The following is a 14672-nucleotide window of genomic DNA, read 5'->3' as shown; positions in this document are numbered from 1 at the left end:
TATTATATGATTTATAATTTTTATCAATAAAATGGTGTCAGAATCCCGGTCCGATACCGCCGCTGACATAGCCGCCCCGAATCCGACCATCCTGACTTTGCAGGCGCCCGGTATGGCAGGCAGTCAGCCCGAACAAAGTCATTGTCAGCATGCCAAGGATGAAAAGGCGGGAAAGCTGCTTCATTTGTCTGCATACATTTCGTTGACCAGTACCAGCCCCAAAGTGTGACAGGCGGCAGCGATTGCAACCAGAATCAGCCCGTCAATAATCAGTCCCAACGGTGACAGCGTATGACCAGCGAGGAGGACATCATGGCCGAGAACGGATGTGGCCTGGCTGATGGCTTCCTGGACATGTTCTTCATGCACGTTGACCATCCCTGCAGCATGCCTGACCGCCAGCCAGATACCGCCGACAACCAGCAGCAATGGCGCGAACAGGGCTGCGATCTGCTCGATCAGCGACAGGAAGAAGTGAAAAGTGCCCCAGATGATGACGCGCAGGGCATGGGCCATCAGCCCCGGCATGGCACGACCGGCATCTTCCATGATCTGTGGGGTCTGCTTGTGGTCGAACGGGTTACCGATATCGGACAAAAGACGTCTCCGTTTCAGGGCGGGATCATCGGGGGGCGGTCCCTGTCGGCAGGGACCGCTTGCGCCGCCGCGACCGCAGGTGGCAATCGGACAGGGGTGGGTCTACGCTAGTCGTGCCTTTCCTGTCGCGGGAAAAAGCGGCTCAAGGAGGCAGGACGGGATGAAGGATACGCAGATGAAACGAAATGGAAGGCGGATTGGCTCTCTGGTCGCGCTGGCCGTCATGATGGCGGTCAGCGGATGCTCGACACATTCCACACCGCCGCGCAATCCGCTGGTGGCTCTGCCGGGACCGTATAAGTCGCTGGCGGAGTATCGCAGTGATGGCAAAACCTGCCGCGAAAAGGCGGGCGATCCAGCTTTACTGGCCCGGCTGCCGGCTTCTGAACCGAAGCGGACTTATTCCTATCCGGATTATCTCACCTGCATGCAGGAGCACGGCAATGTGCTCATGGCTGCCGGATATGTTGCCGCCATGATGAAGGCCAAGGCGGCCAGCCAGCAGCCTGCCGCGTCTGCTCAGCCTGCTCCGCCTGCCGCCATGACTCCTCCCATGATGATGGGAGGGGGCATGCCGACCTATTCCGGATTCAACGACTACTACCCCTGGTTGACCGGGGAGGATGTGGTGAATGGGGTAGGCTATTTCTAAAGCCGATGTAGAAAATCCGCGATCGTAGCGATGGTTTCCCCGGCTGCGGATAAATAGCGGCCGGTGGTCAGGAAGCCATGGATCTGCCCTTCCAGACGCTGCATCGAAACCAGCACCCCGGCTTCGCGCAGTTTGATAGCATAATCTTCCCCCTCATCCCGCAGCGGGTCGCACCCGCTGGTGATGATCAGGGCTTCCGGCAGGGCGTCATGTCGTGGGGCCAGCAAGGGGGAGGCGCGCCAGTCCCGTATATCCTGAGGGGAGCTGAGATAATGCGTCAGGAAATACCGCATCGAGTCGGATGTCAGGCCGAATCCCTGTCCGAACAGGGTGTGGCTGGCCTGCCGCCCTCTCATATCCGTGCTGGGATAGAGCAGGATCTGTTGGCGGATCGGGTGGGGCAGGATGGGCTGGTCCCGTGCCGTCAGACAAAGCACAGCCGCAAGATTGCCACCGGCACTGTCACCGCCGACGGCGATGCGCGCCGGGTCGATGCCAAGCATGGCGGCATTGTGTGCAATCCACGTGCAGGCGATGATGGCATCATTGACCGCGGTCGGGAATTTATGCTCCGGCGCCAGACGATACCCGACTGAAATAACGGTGACCCCGGCGGCAATGGCAATCTGGCGACAGGGCACGTCATGCGTGTCCAGAGTACCGAGCACCCAGCCTCCGCCATGGAAGAAAACAAATACGGGATCGCCTTCCGAAGAGGGCGGTGCATTGCGGTAAAGTCGCAATGTGATCTCGCCGGCTTCTACGGGACAGGACAGGTCACGGCACTCGGCAATGGGTGGCGGGTCCGGGTTCAGATGCAACTGACCGCGATCATAGATTGCCCGTGCCTGGTCCGGTGGCATTGTGTGCAAGCGTGGCCTGTCCAGTTGCTGCATGCGGACCAGAAATCCGGCCGCTTCCGGGTGCAGCAGGCTCTGCGGATCGGGAGAGATGTCGGTCATGACGTGAAGGCTGCTCCTGCAAGTCGGGCATGGTCCAGATCGGCTGGAGTGTTGATATTGATGAAAGGATCACCCGCTTCGGGGATGGCCCATTCGGCGTGGGCCACCGGAAAAGCGGCTGTGAACTGGCCGATGCGCCGCATGCCACTTTGCAGGGCCTGCGCCAGTGTGTCCCTCAGCATGACAGGCCAGATGCCGATGACGGGATGGGTGCGGTCGCCGGAACGGGCAAGGGCGATTGCGACTGCTCCTGGCGAGGTCTCGGTCAGACTTTGCCGGGCGCGCCAAAGGCGGTGGACCAGATCGGGCGGCAGGAAGGGCGTATCGCCCGGCACGCTCAGCAGATGGGTGAATCCATGCGACTCGGCCCATGCCAGCCCTGCCAGCACACCTGCCAAAGGACCCGAAAAATCCGGACTCCTGTCGGGCAGAATCGTGGTGGGCGCCCATGCCGGATAATCCGCCTCCTGGCGCAGAGCCTGCGTCAGACGGGATGGATCGCCATTGGCATTCAGGGCCAGCATGGCCACCTGCGGCCGGATGCGGGCGCAGATATGGGCCAGCAGCGGACGGCCATGGAGCAGGCACAATCCCTTGTCACCGCCCCCCATTCTGCGGGCCAGACCACCCGCCAGAACGATGCCGGGTATGGCAGGGAAATCATCTGCCATTGTGACTCCGTTCGTTTCTTGTATGGCGCCTGATCATATGGACATGCGACGATGTGGCGAAAGCAGCGGGGCAGGGTGCATGGACCGGACAGATGAGACCTTCCCGACTCTGACGGTGCTGCGTCACCCGCTGTTGCAGCACAAGCTGACCTTGCTGCGGCGTCATGACACGTCCACCGGAGAGTTTCGTCGTCTGGTGCGGGAGATGAGCCTGTTGATGGGGTATGAGGTCACGCGCGCCCTGCCCGTCGAGGATATCGAGATTGAAACGCCGTTGGAGAAGATGCGGTCCCCGGTTCTGACTGGCAAGAAATTGTGTCTGGTCTCGATTCTCCGGGCCGGCAACGGGCTTCTGGACGGGCTGCTTGAACTGATCCCTGCCGCCAGGGTTGGCCATGTCGGTCTGTATCGTGATGAGGCGACGCTGATGCCGGTGGAGTATTATCTGAAACTCCCCGCCGATATTGCCGAGCGGCTGGTGGTGGTGGTCGATCCGATGCTTGCTACCGGAGGGTCGGCGGTCACGGCGATCACGCGGCTGAAACAGGCCGGGGCGGTTCAGATTATTTTTCTGTGCCTGCTGGCAGTGCCGGAAGGGGTTCGTCATCTGGCGTCCGCCCATCCGGATATCGAGATCGTCACCGTCGGGCTGGATCGGGAGCTGGATACGCATGGTTATATCCGGCCCGGCCTCGGTGATGCGGGAGATCGCCTGTTCGGCACGAAATGAGAGCCTAAGGAAAAAAGAGGCTTGACGGGGCTTGTGCTCACCCTTTAAATGCGAATCATTATCAATCGCTATTTCCGGAGGGCGATTGATAAGAGTGTGGGCGATGTTCCCCCCCATCCGAACGGTGCTGGCCCCCGCCGGTACATCGGTCGTCAGACCGGTTTTCGTCCCGCTCGGGAGGGAGGAACAGATTGATAAGAAGATGTTCTGTTCCGCAAAGCCCCCTGCTCGGCGGAAGGGAACGCCCGGACGGCCTGCCATAAAGGGGTTGGCGCGTCGTCTGGAGGCGAGGGGAAAGCGAGGTGTGGCATGGTTTCCCCTTGCTGTCGGGGCGGTTGGCACGGGAGGGCCAACCGCCCCGATCTGATTGAAGGGCATGTGTTCGTTCAGCCCGCACGCTGCTCCGCGATTCGCAACAGGCGCAGGAAATTGCCGCCCCAGAATGCCTGAATAGCGGCTTCGTCATAGCCGCGCTTCACCAGCTCGGCGGTCAGGTTCGGGCTGTCCGCCGCATTCCGCCAGCCGGTGATTTCTCCGCCGCCATCAAAGTCGGAGGAAATACCGACATGCGCGATGCCGATGCGGCGCACGACATAATCAATATGATCGACGAAATCCGCGATGCCGACCGTTTCCAGTGTGCCCCCCTTGCGCAGGAATCCGTCCATGGCGGTGATCTGGATCAGCCCCCCCGTGCTTTTCAGCACATCGAGCTGTTCGTCATCGAGGTTGCGCGGATGGTCGCACAGCGCCCGGACACAGGAATGCGTGGCCACGACCGGAGTGGTGGACAGGTCGGCCGCCTGAAGCATGGTCTCTTTCGAGGCATGGCTGACATCGACCAGCATGCCCAGCCGGTTGAGGCGCTGGATGACGTCTCGTCCCAGAGCAGACAGTCCGTGATGCTCCGGCCCGTCATCACCCAGTGCCGGAATGGGCCGGGCTGAGTCGGCAATATCGTTATGGCCGTTATGGGTCAGGGTCAGATACCGCGCGCCCAAAGCACGGAATCGGTCCAGCACGGTCAGGTCGGTGCCCATGGCATAGCCATTTTCGACCGCGGGCAGGATGGCGATGGCCTTGTCGCGATGGGCCGCTTCGATGGCGTCGGCGGTATCGACCACGCGCACGGATTTCCCGTGGGAGGCAGCATCATCGCCGATTCTCCGGATGGTTTCCAGCATGGCCAGGGCGCGGTTGCGTGCAGCGCTGCGGCCTTCATCGGTGCGCGGCCCCTGCGGTACATAGGCCACCAGACATCCGGCGGAGAGAGAGCCACGCTCCATCTTGGGAATGTCGACATGCCGCTTTGGGCTGTCTTCGAACACGCCTGGCCCGTCCGGCCATGGGATGTCGATATGGCTATCGAAAGTCAGCAGAGAATGATGCAGCGTGTGAGGGTCCATATCGGAAGCATCGGCGCTCGCCCGACGAAGTCAAGACGGTGCTGCCGAGGGACGCCGCTTGAGGTGGCGCGGGGTAGCAAGAATTTCAGGATCGGGTATGATGGGAAGCAGTGTCTCCGTAGCTCAGCAGGATAGAGCACAGGATTCCTAATCCTGGGGCCGTGGGTTCGAATCCCGCCGGGGACACCACTCCCCTGCCTGTCCTCATCGGATTATTTCAACCGCTGCTGAAGCTGTAACGCGCGCGCATAAACCTGCTTGCGCGGCATGGCGATGGCGGTGGCCACCAGGGCGGCCGCATCCTTGACGCTGTGGGTTTCCAGCGCCTGCAACAGGGCGGTATCCAGATCCTGCGCTGTGGCCTGCTCGGCAGGGGGGGGGCCGAGCAGGACGGTGATCTCGCCGCGCGCTTCACTGGTCCGATAATGCTGGACGAGGTCGGAGAGAGAGCCGCGTCGGACTTCCTCGAACCGCTTGGTCAGCTCGCGCGCGACGGCGGCGGGGCGATCCCCGAAAACGGCCAGCATGTCATGCAGGCAGGCTGCCAGTCGGTGAGGGGCTTCGTGCCAGATCATGGTGGCGTTCAGCCCGGCCGCTTCTGCCGCCCGTAAGATGGTAAAGCCGGTGCGCCGCGCGGCCTCCTTCGAGGCGGGGAAGCCCAGGAACAGGAAGGGATGCGGCGGCAGGCCGGACAGGGTCAGGGCCAGCAGGGCGGCATTGGCGCCGGGAATGCCGGTCACCGGCAACCCTTCGGCGATGGCGGCGCGCACCAGACGGAATCCGGGATCGGAGACCAGCGGTGTGCCGGCATCGGAGACGAGAGCCAGCCGCTTTCCGGCCCGCATCAGTCCCAGCAGCGCGGGAATCCGGGCTTCCTCATTATGCTCATGCAGGGCTTCCAGACGGCGGTTGATGCCGAAAGCGGTGCAGAGGCGGGTGGTGGTGCGGGTATCCTCGCACAGGATCATATCGGCGTGTCTGAGTGTCTCAATGCCACGTGCCGACAGATCCTGAAGGTTGCCGATCGGCGTGGAGACGAGCACAAGACCGGAAGGGGCAAGACCAGCGGGAAGAGCGCGGGTCTGTTCGCCCGGATCGTCCAGTTCCGTCGTTCGGGCGGGTTGTGCAACAATGGCCGGGTTCTCTGCGTTTGCCTGCCGGGTGTGGGCATCGGGCAGGGATGCACCGGTGGAAAGGGGATCGCATGCGGCGTCGGACATTGTCTCTCCTCGTAGCCAGTCTGGCACTGGCGGGGTGCTCGAACACCCTTTCAGGGGGGAGCGGCCCACTCCGTCTCAGCGGTAGCGCAGGGCAGGGTAGCGGTAAACTGGAGCATCTGGCGATTCTGTTGCCGCTCTCCGGTCCGGATGCTGCGCGTGGGCAGGCGATGCTCAAGGCGGCACAGCTGGCGCTTGATATCCCCGGCTCTCCGCGTCTGGAGCCGATTGATACGCATGGCACGCCCAACGGGGCGGCACAGGCTGCCCAGGCGGCGGTGGCGGGGGGCGCCTATATGATTCTTGGCCCGTTCAGCGCGGCGGAAACAGGCGCAGCGGCAGGGCCGGCACGGCAGGCCGGGATACCAGTGCTCGCCTTTACCTCCAGTCCGGCCCAGGCCCAGCCCGGCATATGGGTGATGGGGCTGACCCCAGATCAGCAGGTAGAGCGACTGGTGCAGGCTGCACGCGCCCAAGGTAAGTCTCATATCGCGGCGCTGCTGCCGAATACCGAACTGGGCTCTGCCATGGGCCGGGCGCTGGTGCAGTTTGCGCCGGATGCCACGGTGCGGCATTATTCCGGCGGGATGGAGGCCATGAACGCCACCGTGCGTGACCTGTCCGGTTATGCCAGCCGTCGCGGGCCGCTGGAGCAGAAAATCCGCGAGGCCAAAAAGAATGGTGATCGCAAACTGGCGGCAGAGCTGTCCCGTAATTCCGTTCCGCCACCGCCTTTCGATGCGTTGCTGCTTGCGGATGTCGGCACCCGTCTGGCCGAGATCGGCAGCCTGCTGCCCTATTATGATATCAACACGCCAACCGTGCGTATCATGGGGCCTGCGCTGTGGTCTTCAGAGCGCGCTCGCGCCGGTTCCGGCGATACGCTGAACGGAGCATGGTATGCTGCCCCCGATCAGGCCACGCGTACCGATTATGTGCAGCGTTACCAGACGAAATACGGCTCGGTGCCGTTGGCGTTGCAGGATCTGGCCTATGATGCCGCCTCCATCGCGCGGGTCATTGCCAGTGAAGGCAGCGTGTCGGCGGACAGCCTGACCAGACCGGCCGGATTTGCAGGCGTGGATGGGGTTCTGGTGTTGCATCCGGACGGAAAGGTCAGCCGCGGGTTGGCTCTGTATGAGATAGAGTCGGGCAATCCCAAAATGATCGAACCGGCCCCGCAAAAGCTGAACTCTACCGGGAGCTGACGATAAAGCCGGGCGCTGGTGCATTGTGTTTGAAGTGTCACACGGTGTGACTGCCGCCTGGCGCGTCAATGCGCTAGGCTGACGTCCTGTTTTCATTGAGCCTGCCCCTGTGCCCCTGACTTTTCCTCCTTCTCCTCCGGCGGTCAAACCGCCGGGCATGACGTTGTTCTGGCTGACGGCTATCCGGCTCAGTCTGCCCTTTTTGCTGTTGCTGGGCGGATTGGCCGCGTTTCAGCTTCTGACCTGGCGGGAGTGCGCGATCACCGCGTCCATCATCATCGCATTGGCCCTGTCGGCAGCCGGATCGCGGGTTATTGAACTACGAGGTTTGTATACCGCGCTTCGTGCGGGTGACGGCGTGAAGCCGGAAGTGATGAACGATGGTCCGGTGGCATGGGGTGCGCCGCATTGGTTGAGGGCAGAAACCCGCCGTGTAACCGGCTCTTTCGCATTGCAGGTCGCAGCCGCCGATGATCGCGCCCTGCTGAACGAAACGATTGTTGAAAAACTGCCTGATCCGCTGATCATTCTGGACGAGCGCCGCCTGCCTGCGCGCCGTAACGAGGCGGCCCGCACGACTTTTGGCCATGATCTTCCGGCGGTGCTGCGTCATCCGGGTATTCAGGCGGCGGTGACGAAAGCCTATGAAACCCGTACCCGCCAGAATGCCCGTATCGTGTTGGCTGCGCCGATGCAGCGGGAGGTCGAGGCAACCATCCTGCATCTGGAGCCTGATCCTCAGAAAGCCGGTAATGCCCTGCTGGTTCTGTCAGACCGCTCGCGGGAGGCAGCGGTTGAGCGAATGCGGGCCGATTTCGTCGCCAATGCCAGCCATGAGTTGCGCACGCCACTTGCCAGCCTGATCGGTTTTATCGACACGCTGCGCGGCCCCGCTGCCGAGGATCTTCCAGCGCAGACCCGTTTTCTGGGCATCATGGCCGAACAGGCGGAGCGGATGAACCGTCTGATCGATGATCTTCTCAGCCTGTCGCGGATCGAATTGATGGAGCATCAGCGCCCGGATCGCCCGGTCATGCTGCATGAGTTGATCGAACGTCAGATTGAGGCGTTCGAGCCGCGCCTTCAGGAGCGGAACATGCGATTGCAGCTGAACCTGCCGCCTTTGTCGACAGTGGCCGGGGATGCGGATCAGTTGACACAGGTTCTACAGAATCTGTTGGACAATGCCATCAAATATGGGCGTGATGGCGGAGAGGTCACGATCACCGCCATCGAAACCGGCTTTGAGACGGGCACCCTGGCGGCGCAGCCTGATCAGGATGTTTCCCTGAATTCTTACGGCCTGAAACGGCGTGGTGTGCTGGTGAAGGTCGGGGATGATGGTCCCGGTATTCCACGCATGCACCTGCCGCGTCTGACGGAACGATTCTACCGGGTGGACAAGGCACGGTCCCGTGCGGCCAGCGGTACCGGGCTGGGCCTGGCTATCGTCAAGCACATCGTCAACCGTCATCGCGGGCAGTTATTCATCGAGAGCGAGCAGGGCAAAGGCAGCACTTTCGCTTTTTGGATTCCCGTATGGGAAAAATCACCACCCGATATACTGTCCAGAGACAATGACCCGGATGTCGGAGACTCAGGTAATGGGCTGGCCTCATCCGCTTTGCAGGCTCATTTGCCCCATCAGGACAGTGCGGTGTCGCTGTAGGCCTTGAGAAAACAAGGGTTACAGGATCTCGCAGGCTTCCTCGAATGTCAGACGCGGTGCACGGGGAGGCAGGTCTTCAGGATCGCCATAGCCGAGATTGATCAGAAATTCGCTGCGCCAACCCTGCGGCATCAGAAAAGCGGAATCGACCTTTGCCCGGTCGAAACCCGACATGGGCCCGGCATCCAGCCCGACCGCACGGGCAGCCAGCAGCAGATAGGCCCCTTGCAGGGTTGCATTCCGGATCGCTGTTTCCTCAGCCAGCGCCGCATTATGCACGAACCAGTCGCGGGCATCCTCGTAAGGCCACAGATGCGGCAGCTTATCGTAAAATAACGGATCATGAGCGACGATGACCGTGACTGGCGCCTGCATGGTCTTCTCGACATTCCCGCTGGACAGGGCCGGGCGCAGTTTCTGTTTTGCTTCCGGATGACGGATGAAAACGAACCGGGCCGGACAGGAGTTGCCGGATGTCGGGCCAAGCCGGGCCAGATCATAAACAGTGCGCAGGGTTTCATCGCTGACCGGCAGCGGTTTCCATCGGTCGAAGCTCCGTCCGTCCCGAAACAGGGAGGTTGCCAGCCTTTCATCAAGTGCAGGCAGTTCTGTGTGGAGGGGCGCATTGGTAGGGTTGTCAGTAGAGTTGTCAGACTGGGAAGATGTCGCTGTATCGGTCATGGTGCTGCTCATGTCACTGGATCGGATGTGGCAATGGCCTTGCCTTGCCGTCAAGCGGCCTGTCAGCCATGCGATCCGTGAGATTTTTGGTAGTTCTAACTCTGGACCGGCATGAAGTGATGCAACAGGATAGGATCGAATAACCCGGTCAGGGGAGAGGGTGCCGCCCTTTTCCTGACCTGTCACCAGGTGACAGCCGGAAAAAAGCGAAGGTTCGAATGTCCGATCCAGACTTAACCTCCTCCTCCCATTCTGCGGATCCTGAACTGTCCGAAGGTGAAGGGCCGCCTGCCGAACCGCCGATGATCCGTACTATCGCCATGCCGGCGGATACGAATCCAGCCGGTGATATTTTCGGCGGCTGGTTGATGTCGCTGATGGATATGGCGGCTGGAAACGTGGCCACACGCTATGCACGGGGCCGCTGCGTCACGGTCGCTGTCGACTCGATCGCCTTTCTGGCGCCGGTGGTGGTGGGTGATGAGGTCAGCCTGTATGCAAAGCTGCTCTCCACCGGGCGCAGTTCGATGCGGATTGCGGTGGAAGCGTGGCGACGCCCGCGCGTCGCGGAGGATTATCGCAAGGTGACGCGGGCTGTGTTCGTGTTCGTCGCCATTGATGAAAATCGGCGTGCCCGTCCGTTGCCCACCAGCACTCTCGAACTCGAATAGCGCTTGCGCGCCTTAGCCCCGTCATAGGAGATGACCATGGAGCGCCCGCCCGAGCGGCGTCCGTTGCTGGCCGAGCGGGCTTTTGCGCCGCTGTTCTGGTGCCAGTTCTTTGCGGCGTTCAATGACAATTTTCTGAAAAATGCACTGGTCTTCCTGATCCTCTGGGGTGTCGGCGGTCACCAGGGTACCCAGTATGGCGGGGAAGCTCTGGTCACTCTGGCGGGCGCGGTATTCATCGCGCCATTTTTTCTGCTGTCCGGTCTGGCAGGAGAGATGGCGGATGGACATGACAAGGCCCGTGTCGCCACATGGCTGAAGGCGGCGGAAATTCCGGCGGCGATTCTGGCCGTGACCGGATTTCTGTTGCACTCTTTGCCTTTGCTGTTTCTGGCGCTGTTCTGCTTCGGTGTTTTGTCCGCCCTGTTCGGGCCGGTGAAATACGCCATTCTGCCCGATCATTTGCCCCAGACCCGTCTGGGGGCTGCGAATGCGCTGATCGAGGCGGCGACTTTCGTTTCCATCCTGCTGGGCACCGTTGCTGGCGGACTGGCGGCAAGGGGTGCGCCACCTGCGGTGTTTGCCGTGCTGGTCACGCTGTTTGCGGTGCTCTCCTTCCTATTTGCACGGCGTATTCCAGCGACCGGTGTTGCTGTCCCGGGGCTTCGGATCCGGGCTAATATCATGGCCTCTACCGGTTCCCTGCTGCGTCAGTTATGGGAAGAAAAGCGGCTGTGGCGGACTGCGCTGATTGCCGCATGGTTCTGGGTATCGGGCGCTGTGGGCTTGTCGTTGCTGGGGCCGCTGGTGAAATCCGTGCTGCATGGCAATGAACTGGCCGTGACTCTGTCGTTGACGGTGTTCTCCATCAGCGTGGCGCTCGGCTCCTTTCTGGCGGCGGCACTGGGCGGGGGACGGATCGCATTGCTGCCTTCGGTGCTGGGGGCGGTTCTGCAAGGGCTGGCCGGTCTCGATCTGTGGCGGGTGATCGCGCATGTGCCGACGGGTACAGGGCATGATCTGCCGCTCGGCACGTTCCTGCACCAGCCCGGTGTGCCGCATGTGATGGGTGATCTGGTCCTGCTGGCGGTGTCGGCCGGTCTGATCGCCGTGCCATCCTTTTCCGCCTTGCAGGCATGGGCCGCCAGATCCGAACGCGCCCGTATCGTGGCGGCTGCGAATATTGTTTCAGCGGGTGGCATGGTCGCTGGCGGCATGGTGGTGGCGGTGCTGCAACTGGTGGGCTTGGGCAGCGGGGTGTTGTTCGGACTGCTCGGCATGGCCAGTCTGGTGGTGGCTGGGCTGGCGCTGGCATTTCTGCCTACCAATGCGCTGCGGGATGCGATCTGGCTGCTGTTCCGCATCGTCTATCGTGTCGAGTTGCAGGGGGCTGAACATCTGGCCCGCACTGGTCCGCGTACGGTGATCGCGCTTAATCATGTCAGCTGGCTGGATGCCGTGCTGTCTCTGGCCTTGCTGGAACAGGAGCCGGTTTTCGCGATTGATCGTTCCGTGTCTGAAAAATGGTGGGTGCGGCCTTTCCTGCGCTTCGTGCGGGCGCTGCCGATCGAGCCAGCGAAGCCGTTTGCTACGCGCACACTGATCAATGCCGTGAAAGCAGGCGATCCGCTTATTATCTTCCCCGAGGGCCGCATCACCGTCACCGGCAGCCTGATGAAGGTCTATGACGGCGCGGCGATGATCGCGGAGCGGAGCGAGGCGGACGTCATTCCGGTCCGGCTCAGCGGTCTGGAATACACGCCATTCAGCCGCCTCAACCGGGAACAGGCGCCACGTCGCCTGTTTCCCAAGGTGCGGATAACGGCGCTGGCACCGCAACGTCTGGAAGTTCCCGCCGGTCTGATCGGCCGTCGCCGCAGGGAGGTTGCGGGCCGTGCGCTGAATGATGTGATGACCGATCTGATCTGGCGCACGACCACGGTTGAACACACGCTGTTCGAGGCGGTGCGACAGGCGGCCTGCCTGCATGGCTGGCGGCGCGTGGCGATCGAGGATCCGGTCACCGGTCCGCTGACCTACAGCCGTCTGCTGACAGGTGCGGCAGTACTGGGCCGTGCGCTGAGCGTGTATGCCGGGCCGGATGAGGCGCTGGGCGTTCTGCTGCCTAACGCCAATGCCACCGCCGTGACGTTTTTCGCGCTGCAATCTGCTCGCCGGATTCCGGCGATGCTGAACTTCACGGCGGGCGCGGCCAATCTGCTGGCGGCTTGCCGGGCTGCGCAGGTGAAAACAGTGATTACCTCCCGCGCTTTCATCAGCAAGGCCGCGCTGGAGCCGGTGATCGAGGCCCTCTCTGCCAGCCAGCGCATCGTCTATCTGGAAGATGTGCGCGCCGGGTTGAGCAAATGGGACAAGCTCCGCGGGCTGTTGACCAAATCCAGGGCGTTGGTGCCGGGGCGGAACCCTGATGCGCCGGCGGCTATTTTGTTTACCTCCGGTTCGGAGGGTACGCCGAAAGGCGTCGTGATCAGCCACCGGAATATTCTGGCGAACTCCGCGCAGACGGCGGCGGTGATCGATTTCGGGCGGCAGGACAAAGTGTTCAATGTACTGCCCGTTTTTCACTCTTTCGGGCTGATGGCGGGACTGGTGCTGCCATTGTCTTTCGGGGTGCCGAGCTATCTGTATCCCTCGCCTTTGCACTACCGCATCGTGCCGGAGCTGATTTACGCCACCAATGCGACCATCCTGCTGGGCACGGACACATTTCTGATGGGGTATGCGCGTATGGCGCATCCCTATGATATGCGCGCCCTGCGTTATGTCGTGGCAGGGGCGGAGCCGGTGAAAGCCGTGACCCGCCATGTCTATGAGGAAAAATTCGGGGTGCGTGTGCTGGAGGGTTATGGCGTAACGGAGACCTCTCCAGTGCTGGCCTTGAACACGCCGATGCATAACCGTTACGGCACCGTCGGTCGTCTGCTGCCGGGGATCGTGCCGCGTCTGGAGCCGGTGGCAGGGGTCGAGACGGGCGGGCGTCTGTGGGTGCGGGGGCCGAATGTGATGCTCGGCTATCTGCGCGCTGATACACCGGGTGTGATCGAGCCTCCACCGGGAGGTGAACACGATACGGGTGATATCGTCACCATCGGCGAGGATGGCTTCGTCACTATTCAAGGCCGTGCCAAACGTTTTGCAAAACTGGGCGGAGAAATGATCTCGCTGGCGGCGGTGGAGGCTCTCGCCTCCGATCTGTGGCCGGATGCGATGTCGGCGGCCACATCCCTGCCGGATGGCCGCAAGGGGGAGAGGATTGTGATGCTGACCACGCAGGCCGATGCGTCCAAACAGGTATTTCTGGTCCATGCCAAGGCAGCCGGTGCCTCTGAAATGATGGTCCCGGCGGTGATCGTGACGGTGGATGCGCTGCCCCTGATGGGCAGCGGTAAAATCGACCATCCCGCCGTGCGGCGTCAGGCGGAAACTCTGCTGTGATGGGGATGCGTTCATGCCGTGATGGTGTGATCCGGTATGGTGCCCTCCGCACCTCATGTCTGCTGCTGGCCTTTGGTCTGGCGCTGGCCGGATGTGCGCAGAATGGAGGATATGCAGGAGCCGCGTACAAGCCCGGCAATGCCAGTGGTCCTTACGGGATTGATCCGTATGCCGCGGGGGGCAGGAACTGGACGGGCGCACCGGTTCTTCCGCCGGGAAGACCGGCTGATCCTCCCCCGTGATTTCTCCTCATACACTCTTCTACGGGAGTGTCGGGTCTGTGTATGCCCAAAAGGGCTATTTCACGCTGGAAACTTTACGATCGGTAAACGTTGTAACCCTTATGCTCCGCCGCCATGATCTGGCCACTTTATAGGTGTTTGAAGGTGCGATGATGCACTGTACCGCTCTTCGCTGGATGACACGTTGTTTGCTCCTCTCCTCTGTGCTGGTGGTGGGGGCTTGCTCGAATATGGGCGGCTTTGGCGGCTACGGGGGTGGGTATAGCGGGGGGTATGGCGGGCCTTACTGGGGTGGCGGCTATCCCGGTTATTACGGCAATCCCTACTGGGGTGGGCCTTATTGGGGTGGTGGCCGCCGCTGGGGTGGTGGGCCACCGCCTCCCCCTCCTCCTGGACCGCCACCGCCTGCACCACGGCCTGGCCCGCCCCCGGGTCCTCCTCCGGGGCCACCGCCTGGGCCTCCGTCCGCGCGCGGGTCTGCGGCAGTATTCTTTAAATAAGTAGATCATCCCG

The 14672-nt window shown here is 61.9% G+C and carries 15 protein-coding genes and 1 tRNA gene; 9 read left to right on the top strand and 7 right to left on the bottom strand.

Annotated features, from left to right (window positions below; genetic code table 11):
* Positions 1-37: 37 nt before the first annotated feature.
* Together GbCGDNIH6_RS12525 and GbCGDNIH6_RS11830 are read right to left on the bottom strand one after the other, a co-directional pair.
* On the bottom strand, positions 38-184 hold the full coding sequence (locus tag GbCGDNIH6_RS12525) for a hypothetical protein (RefSeq protein WP_157692435.1): 147 nt from the start codon (positions 182-184) through the stop codon (positions 38-40).
* A complete protein-coding gene (locus tag GbCGDNIH6_RS11830) occupies positions 181-597 on the bottom strand; it encodes a hypothetical protein (protein WP_072564127.1) in 417 nt (138 codons plus the stop codon). The genes GbCGDNIH6_RS12525 and GbCGDNIH6_RS11830 overlap by 4 nt, the downstream gene beginning before the upstream one ends.
* A 175-nt stretch (positions 598-772) precedes the next feature.
* Between GbCGDNIH6_RS11830 and GbCGDNIH6_RS11825 the strand changes: the two genes are divergently transcribed.
* Positions 773-1249: a hypothetical protein gene (locus GbCGDNIH6_RS11825; RefSeq protein WP_125918950.1), complete on the top strand. Its 477-nt coding sequence runs from the start codon at positions 773-775 to the stop codon at positions 1247-1249.
* Here GbCGDNIH6_RS11825 and GbCGDNIH6_RS11820 read toward each other — a convergent pair.
* Positions 1246-2211 (bottom strand): alpha/beta hydrolase, encoded by a 966-nt coding sequence (locus tag GbCGDNIH6_RS11820; protein WP_072564126.1) that lies wholly within the window; start codon positions 2209-2211, stop codon positions 1246-1248. The two genes, GbCGDNIH6_RS11825 and GbCGDNIH6_RS11820, sit on opposite strands and share 4 nt — an antisense overlap.
* Positions 2208-2882 (bottom strand): molybdenum cofactor guanylyltransferase MobA, encoded by a 675-nt coding sequence (gene mobA / locus GbCGDNIH6_RS11815; protein WP_072564125.1) that lies wholly within the window; start codon positions 2880-2882, stop codon positions 2208-2210. Before mobA ends, GbCGDNIH6_RS11820 begins: the two co-directional genes overlap by 4 nt.
* A gap of 79 nt (positions 2883-2961) precedes the next feature.
* On the opposite strand from mobA, the gene upp reads away from it, so the two are divergent.
* A complete protein-coding gene (upp, locus tag GbCGDNIH6_RS11810) occupies positions 2962-3612 on the top strand; it encodes a uracil phosphoribosyltransferase (RefSeq protein ID WP_025287649.1) in 651 nt (216 codons plus the stop codon).
* A gap of 386 nt (positions 3613-3998) precedes the next feature.
* On the opposite strand, the gene GbCGDNIH6_RS11800 is transcribed toward upp, so the two are convergent.
* Entirely contained in the window at positions 3999-5018 is a 1020-nt protein-coding gene (locus tag GbCGDNIH6_RS11800; protein WP_025287647.1) for a dipeptidase, read from the bottom strand.
* Positions 5019-5130: 112 nt separating this feature from the next.
* On the opposite strand from GbCGDNIH6_RS11800, the gene GbCGDNIH6_RS11795 reads away from it, so the two are divergent.
* Positions 5131-5207, top strand: a tRNA-Arg gene (locus GbCGDNIH6_RS11795).
* 23 nt (positions 5208-5230) lie between these two features.
* Here the strand turns inward: GbCGDNIH6_RS11795 and rsmI are convergent.
* A complete protein-coding gene (rsmI, locus tag GbCGDNIH6_RS11790; RefSeq protein ID WP_232449841.1) occupies positions 5231-6238 on the bottom strand; it encodes a 16S rRNA (cytidine(1402)-2'-O)-methyltransferase in 1008 nt (335 codons plus the stop codon).
* Between rsmI and GbCGDNIH6_RS11785 the strand changes: the two genes are divergently transcribed.
* Both GbCGDNIH6_RS11785 and GbCGDNIH6_RS11780 read left to right on the top strand, forming a co-directional pair.
* Positions 6223-7443 carry a penicillin-binding protein activator gene (locus GbCGDNIH6_RS11785; protein ID WP_157692434.1) on the top strand — a complete coding sequence of 407 codons (1221 nt, stop codon included), beginning with the start codon at positions 6223-6225 and terminating at the stop codon, positions 7441-7443. The two genes, rsmI and GbCGDNIH6_RS11785, sit on opposite strands and share 16 nt — an antisense overlap.
* Before the next feature lie 109 nt (positions 7444-7552).
* Positions 7553-9112: an ATP-binding protein gene (locus tag GbCGDNIH6_RS11780; RefSeq protein ID WP_157692433.1), complete on the top strand. Its 1560-nt coding sequence runs from the start codon at positions 7553-7555 to the stop codon at positions 9110-9112.
* Between the two features lie 18 nt (positions 9113-9130).
* Here the strand turns inward: GbCGDNIH6_RS11780 and GbCGDNIH6_RS11775 are convergent, their stop codons facing one another.
* A complete protein-coding gene (locus tag GbCGDNIH6_RS11775; protein ID WP_081370128.1) occupies positions 9131-9793 on the bottom strand; it encodes a malonic semialdehyde reductase in 663 nt (220 codons plus the stop codon).
* Between the two features lie 218 nt (positions 9794-10011).
* Here GbCGDNIH6_RS11775 and GbCGDNIH6_RS11770 point away from each other — a divergent pair, with 218 nt between their 5' ends.
* From GbCGDNIH6_RS11770 to GbCGDNIH6_RS12610, 4 genes are all read left to right on the top strand, one after another.
* A complete protein-coding gene (locus GbCGDNIH6_RS11770) occupies positions 10012-10464 on the top strand; it encodes an acyl-CoA thioesterase (RefSeq protein ID WP_198355769.1) in 453 nt (150 codons plus the stop codon).
* 36 nt (positions 10465-10500) lie between these two features.
* The gene (locus tag GbCGDNIH6_RS11765; protein ID WP_072564590.1) at positions 10501-13917 is read left to right on the top strand and encodes an acyl-[ACP]--phospholipid O-acyltransferase; all 3417 of its coding nucleotides are present in this window, start codon (positions 10501-10503) and stop codon (positions 13915-13917) included.
* A complete protein-coding gene (locus tag GbCGDNIH6_RS11760) occupies positions 13917-14159 on the top strand; it encodes a hypothetical protein (RefSeq protein WP_072564121.1) in 243 nt (80 codons plus the stop codon). The genes GbCGDNIH6_RS11765 and GbCGDNIH6_RS11760 overlap by 1 nt, the downstream gene beginning before the upstream one ends.
* A 188-nt stretch (positions 14160-14347) precedes the next feature.
* Positions 14348-14659, top strand: a complete 312-nt coding sequence (locus tag GbCGDNIH6_RS12610) for a hypothetical protein (RefSeq protein WP_198355768.1) — start codon at positions 14348-14350, stop codon at positions 14657-14659.
* The last annotated feature ends 13 nt before the right edge of the window (positions 14660-14672 follow it).

It is taken from the genome of Granulibacter bethesdensis (assembly GCF_001889525.1).
In the GTDB taxonomy this organism is placed as follows: domain Bacteria; phylum Pseudomonadota; class Alphaproteobacteria; order Acetobacterales; family Acetobacteraceae; genus Granulibacter; species Granulibacter bethesdensis_C.
This window is presented reverse-complemented; position numbering and strand designations above follow the sequence as displayed.

What these genes read in the sequence shown, in the direction of transcription:
- rsmI (WP_232449841.1), bottom strand. Translation starts at nt 6,238, where the DNA reads ATGTCCGACGCCGCATGCGATCCCCTTTCCACCGGTGCATCCCTGCCC.
- GbCGDNIH6_RS11760 (WP_072564121.1), top strand. Translation starts at nt 13,917, where the DNA reads ATGGGGATGCGTTCATGCCGTGATGGTGTGATCCGGTATGGTGCCCTC.
- upp (WP_025287649.1), top strand. Translation starts at nt 2,962, where the DNA reads ATGGACCGGACAGATGAGACCTTCCCGACTCTGACGGTGCTGCGTCAC.
- GbCGDNIH6_RS11820 (WP_072564126.1), bottom strand. Translation starts at nt 2,211, where the DNA reads ATGACCGACATCTCTCCCGATCCGCAGAGCCTGCTGCACCCGGAAGCG.
- GbCGDNIH6_RS11800 (WP_025287647.1), bottom strand. Translation starts at nt 5,018, where the DNA reads ATGGACCCTCACACGCTGCATCATTCTCTGCTGACTTTCGATAGCCAT.
- GbCGDNIH6_RS11765 (WP_072564590.1), top strand. Translation starts at nt 10,501, where the DNA reads ATGGAGCGCCCGCCCGAGCGGCGTCCGTTGCTGGCCGAGCGGGCTTTT.
- GbCGDNIH6_RS11825 (WP_125918950.1), top strand. Translation starts at nt 773, where the DNA reads ATGAAACGAAATGGAAGGCGGATTGGCTCTCTGGTCGCGCTGGCCGTC.
- GbCGDNIH6_RS11775 (WP_081370128.1), bottom strand. Translation starts at nt 9,793, where the DNA reads ATGACCGATACAGCGACATCTTCCCAGTCTGACAACTCTACTGACAAC.
- GbCGDNIH6_RS11770 (WP_198355769.1), top strand. Translation starts at nt 10,012, where the DNA reads ATGTCCGATCCAGACTTAACCTCCTCCTCCCATTCTGCGGATCCTGAA.
- mobA (WP_072564125.1), bottom strand. Translation starts at nt 2,882, where the DNA reads ATGGCAGATGATTTCCCTGCCATACCCGGCATCGTTCTGGCGGGTGGT.
- GbCGDNIH6_RS11785 (WP_157692434.1), top strand. Translation starts at nt 6,223, where the DNA reads ATGCGGCGTCGGACATTGTCTCTCCTCGTAGCCAGTCTGGCACTGGCG.
- GbCGDNIH6_RS12525 (WP_157692435.1), bottom strand. Translation starts at nt 184, where the DNA reads ATGAAGCAGCTTTCCCGCCTTTTCATCCTTGGCATGCTGACAATGACT.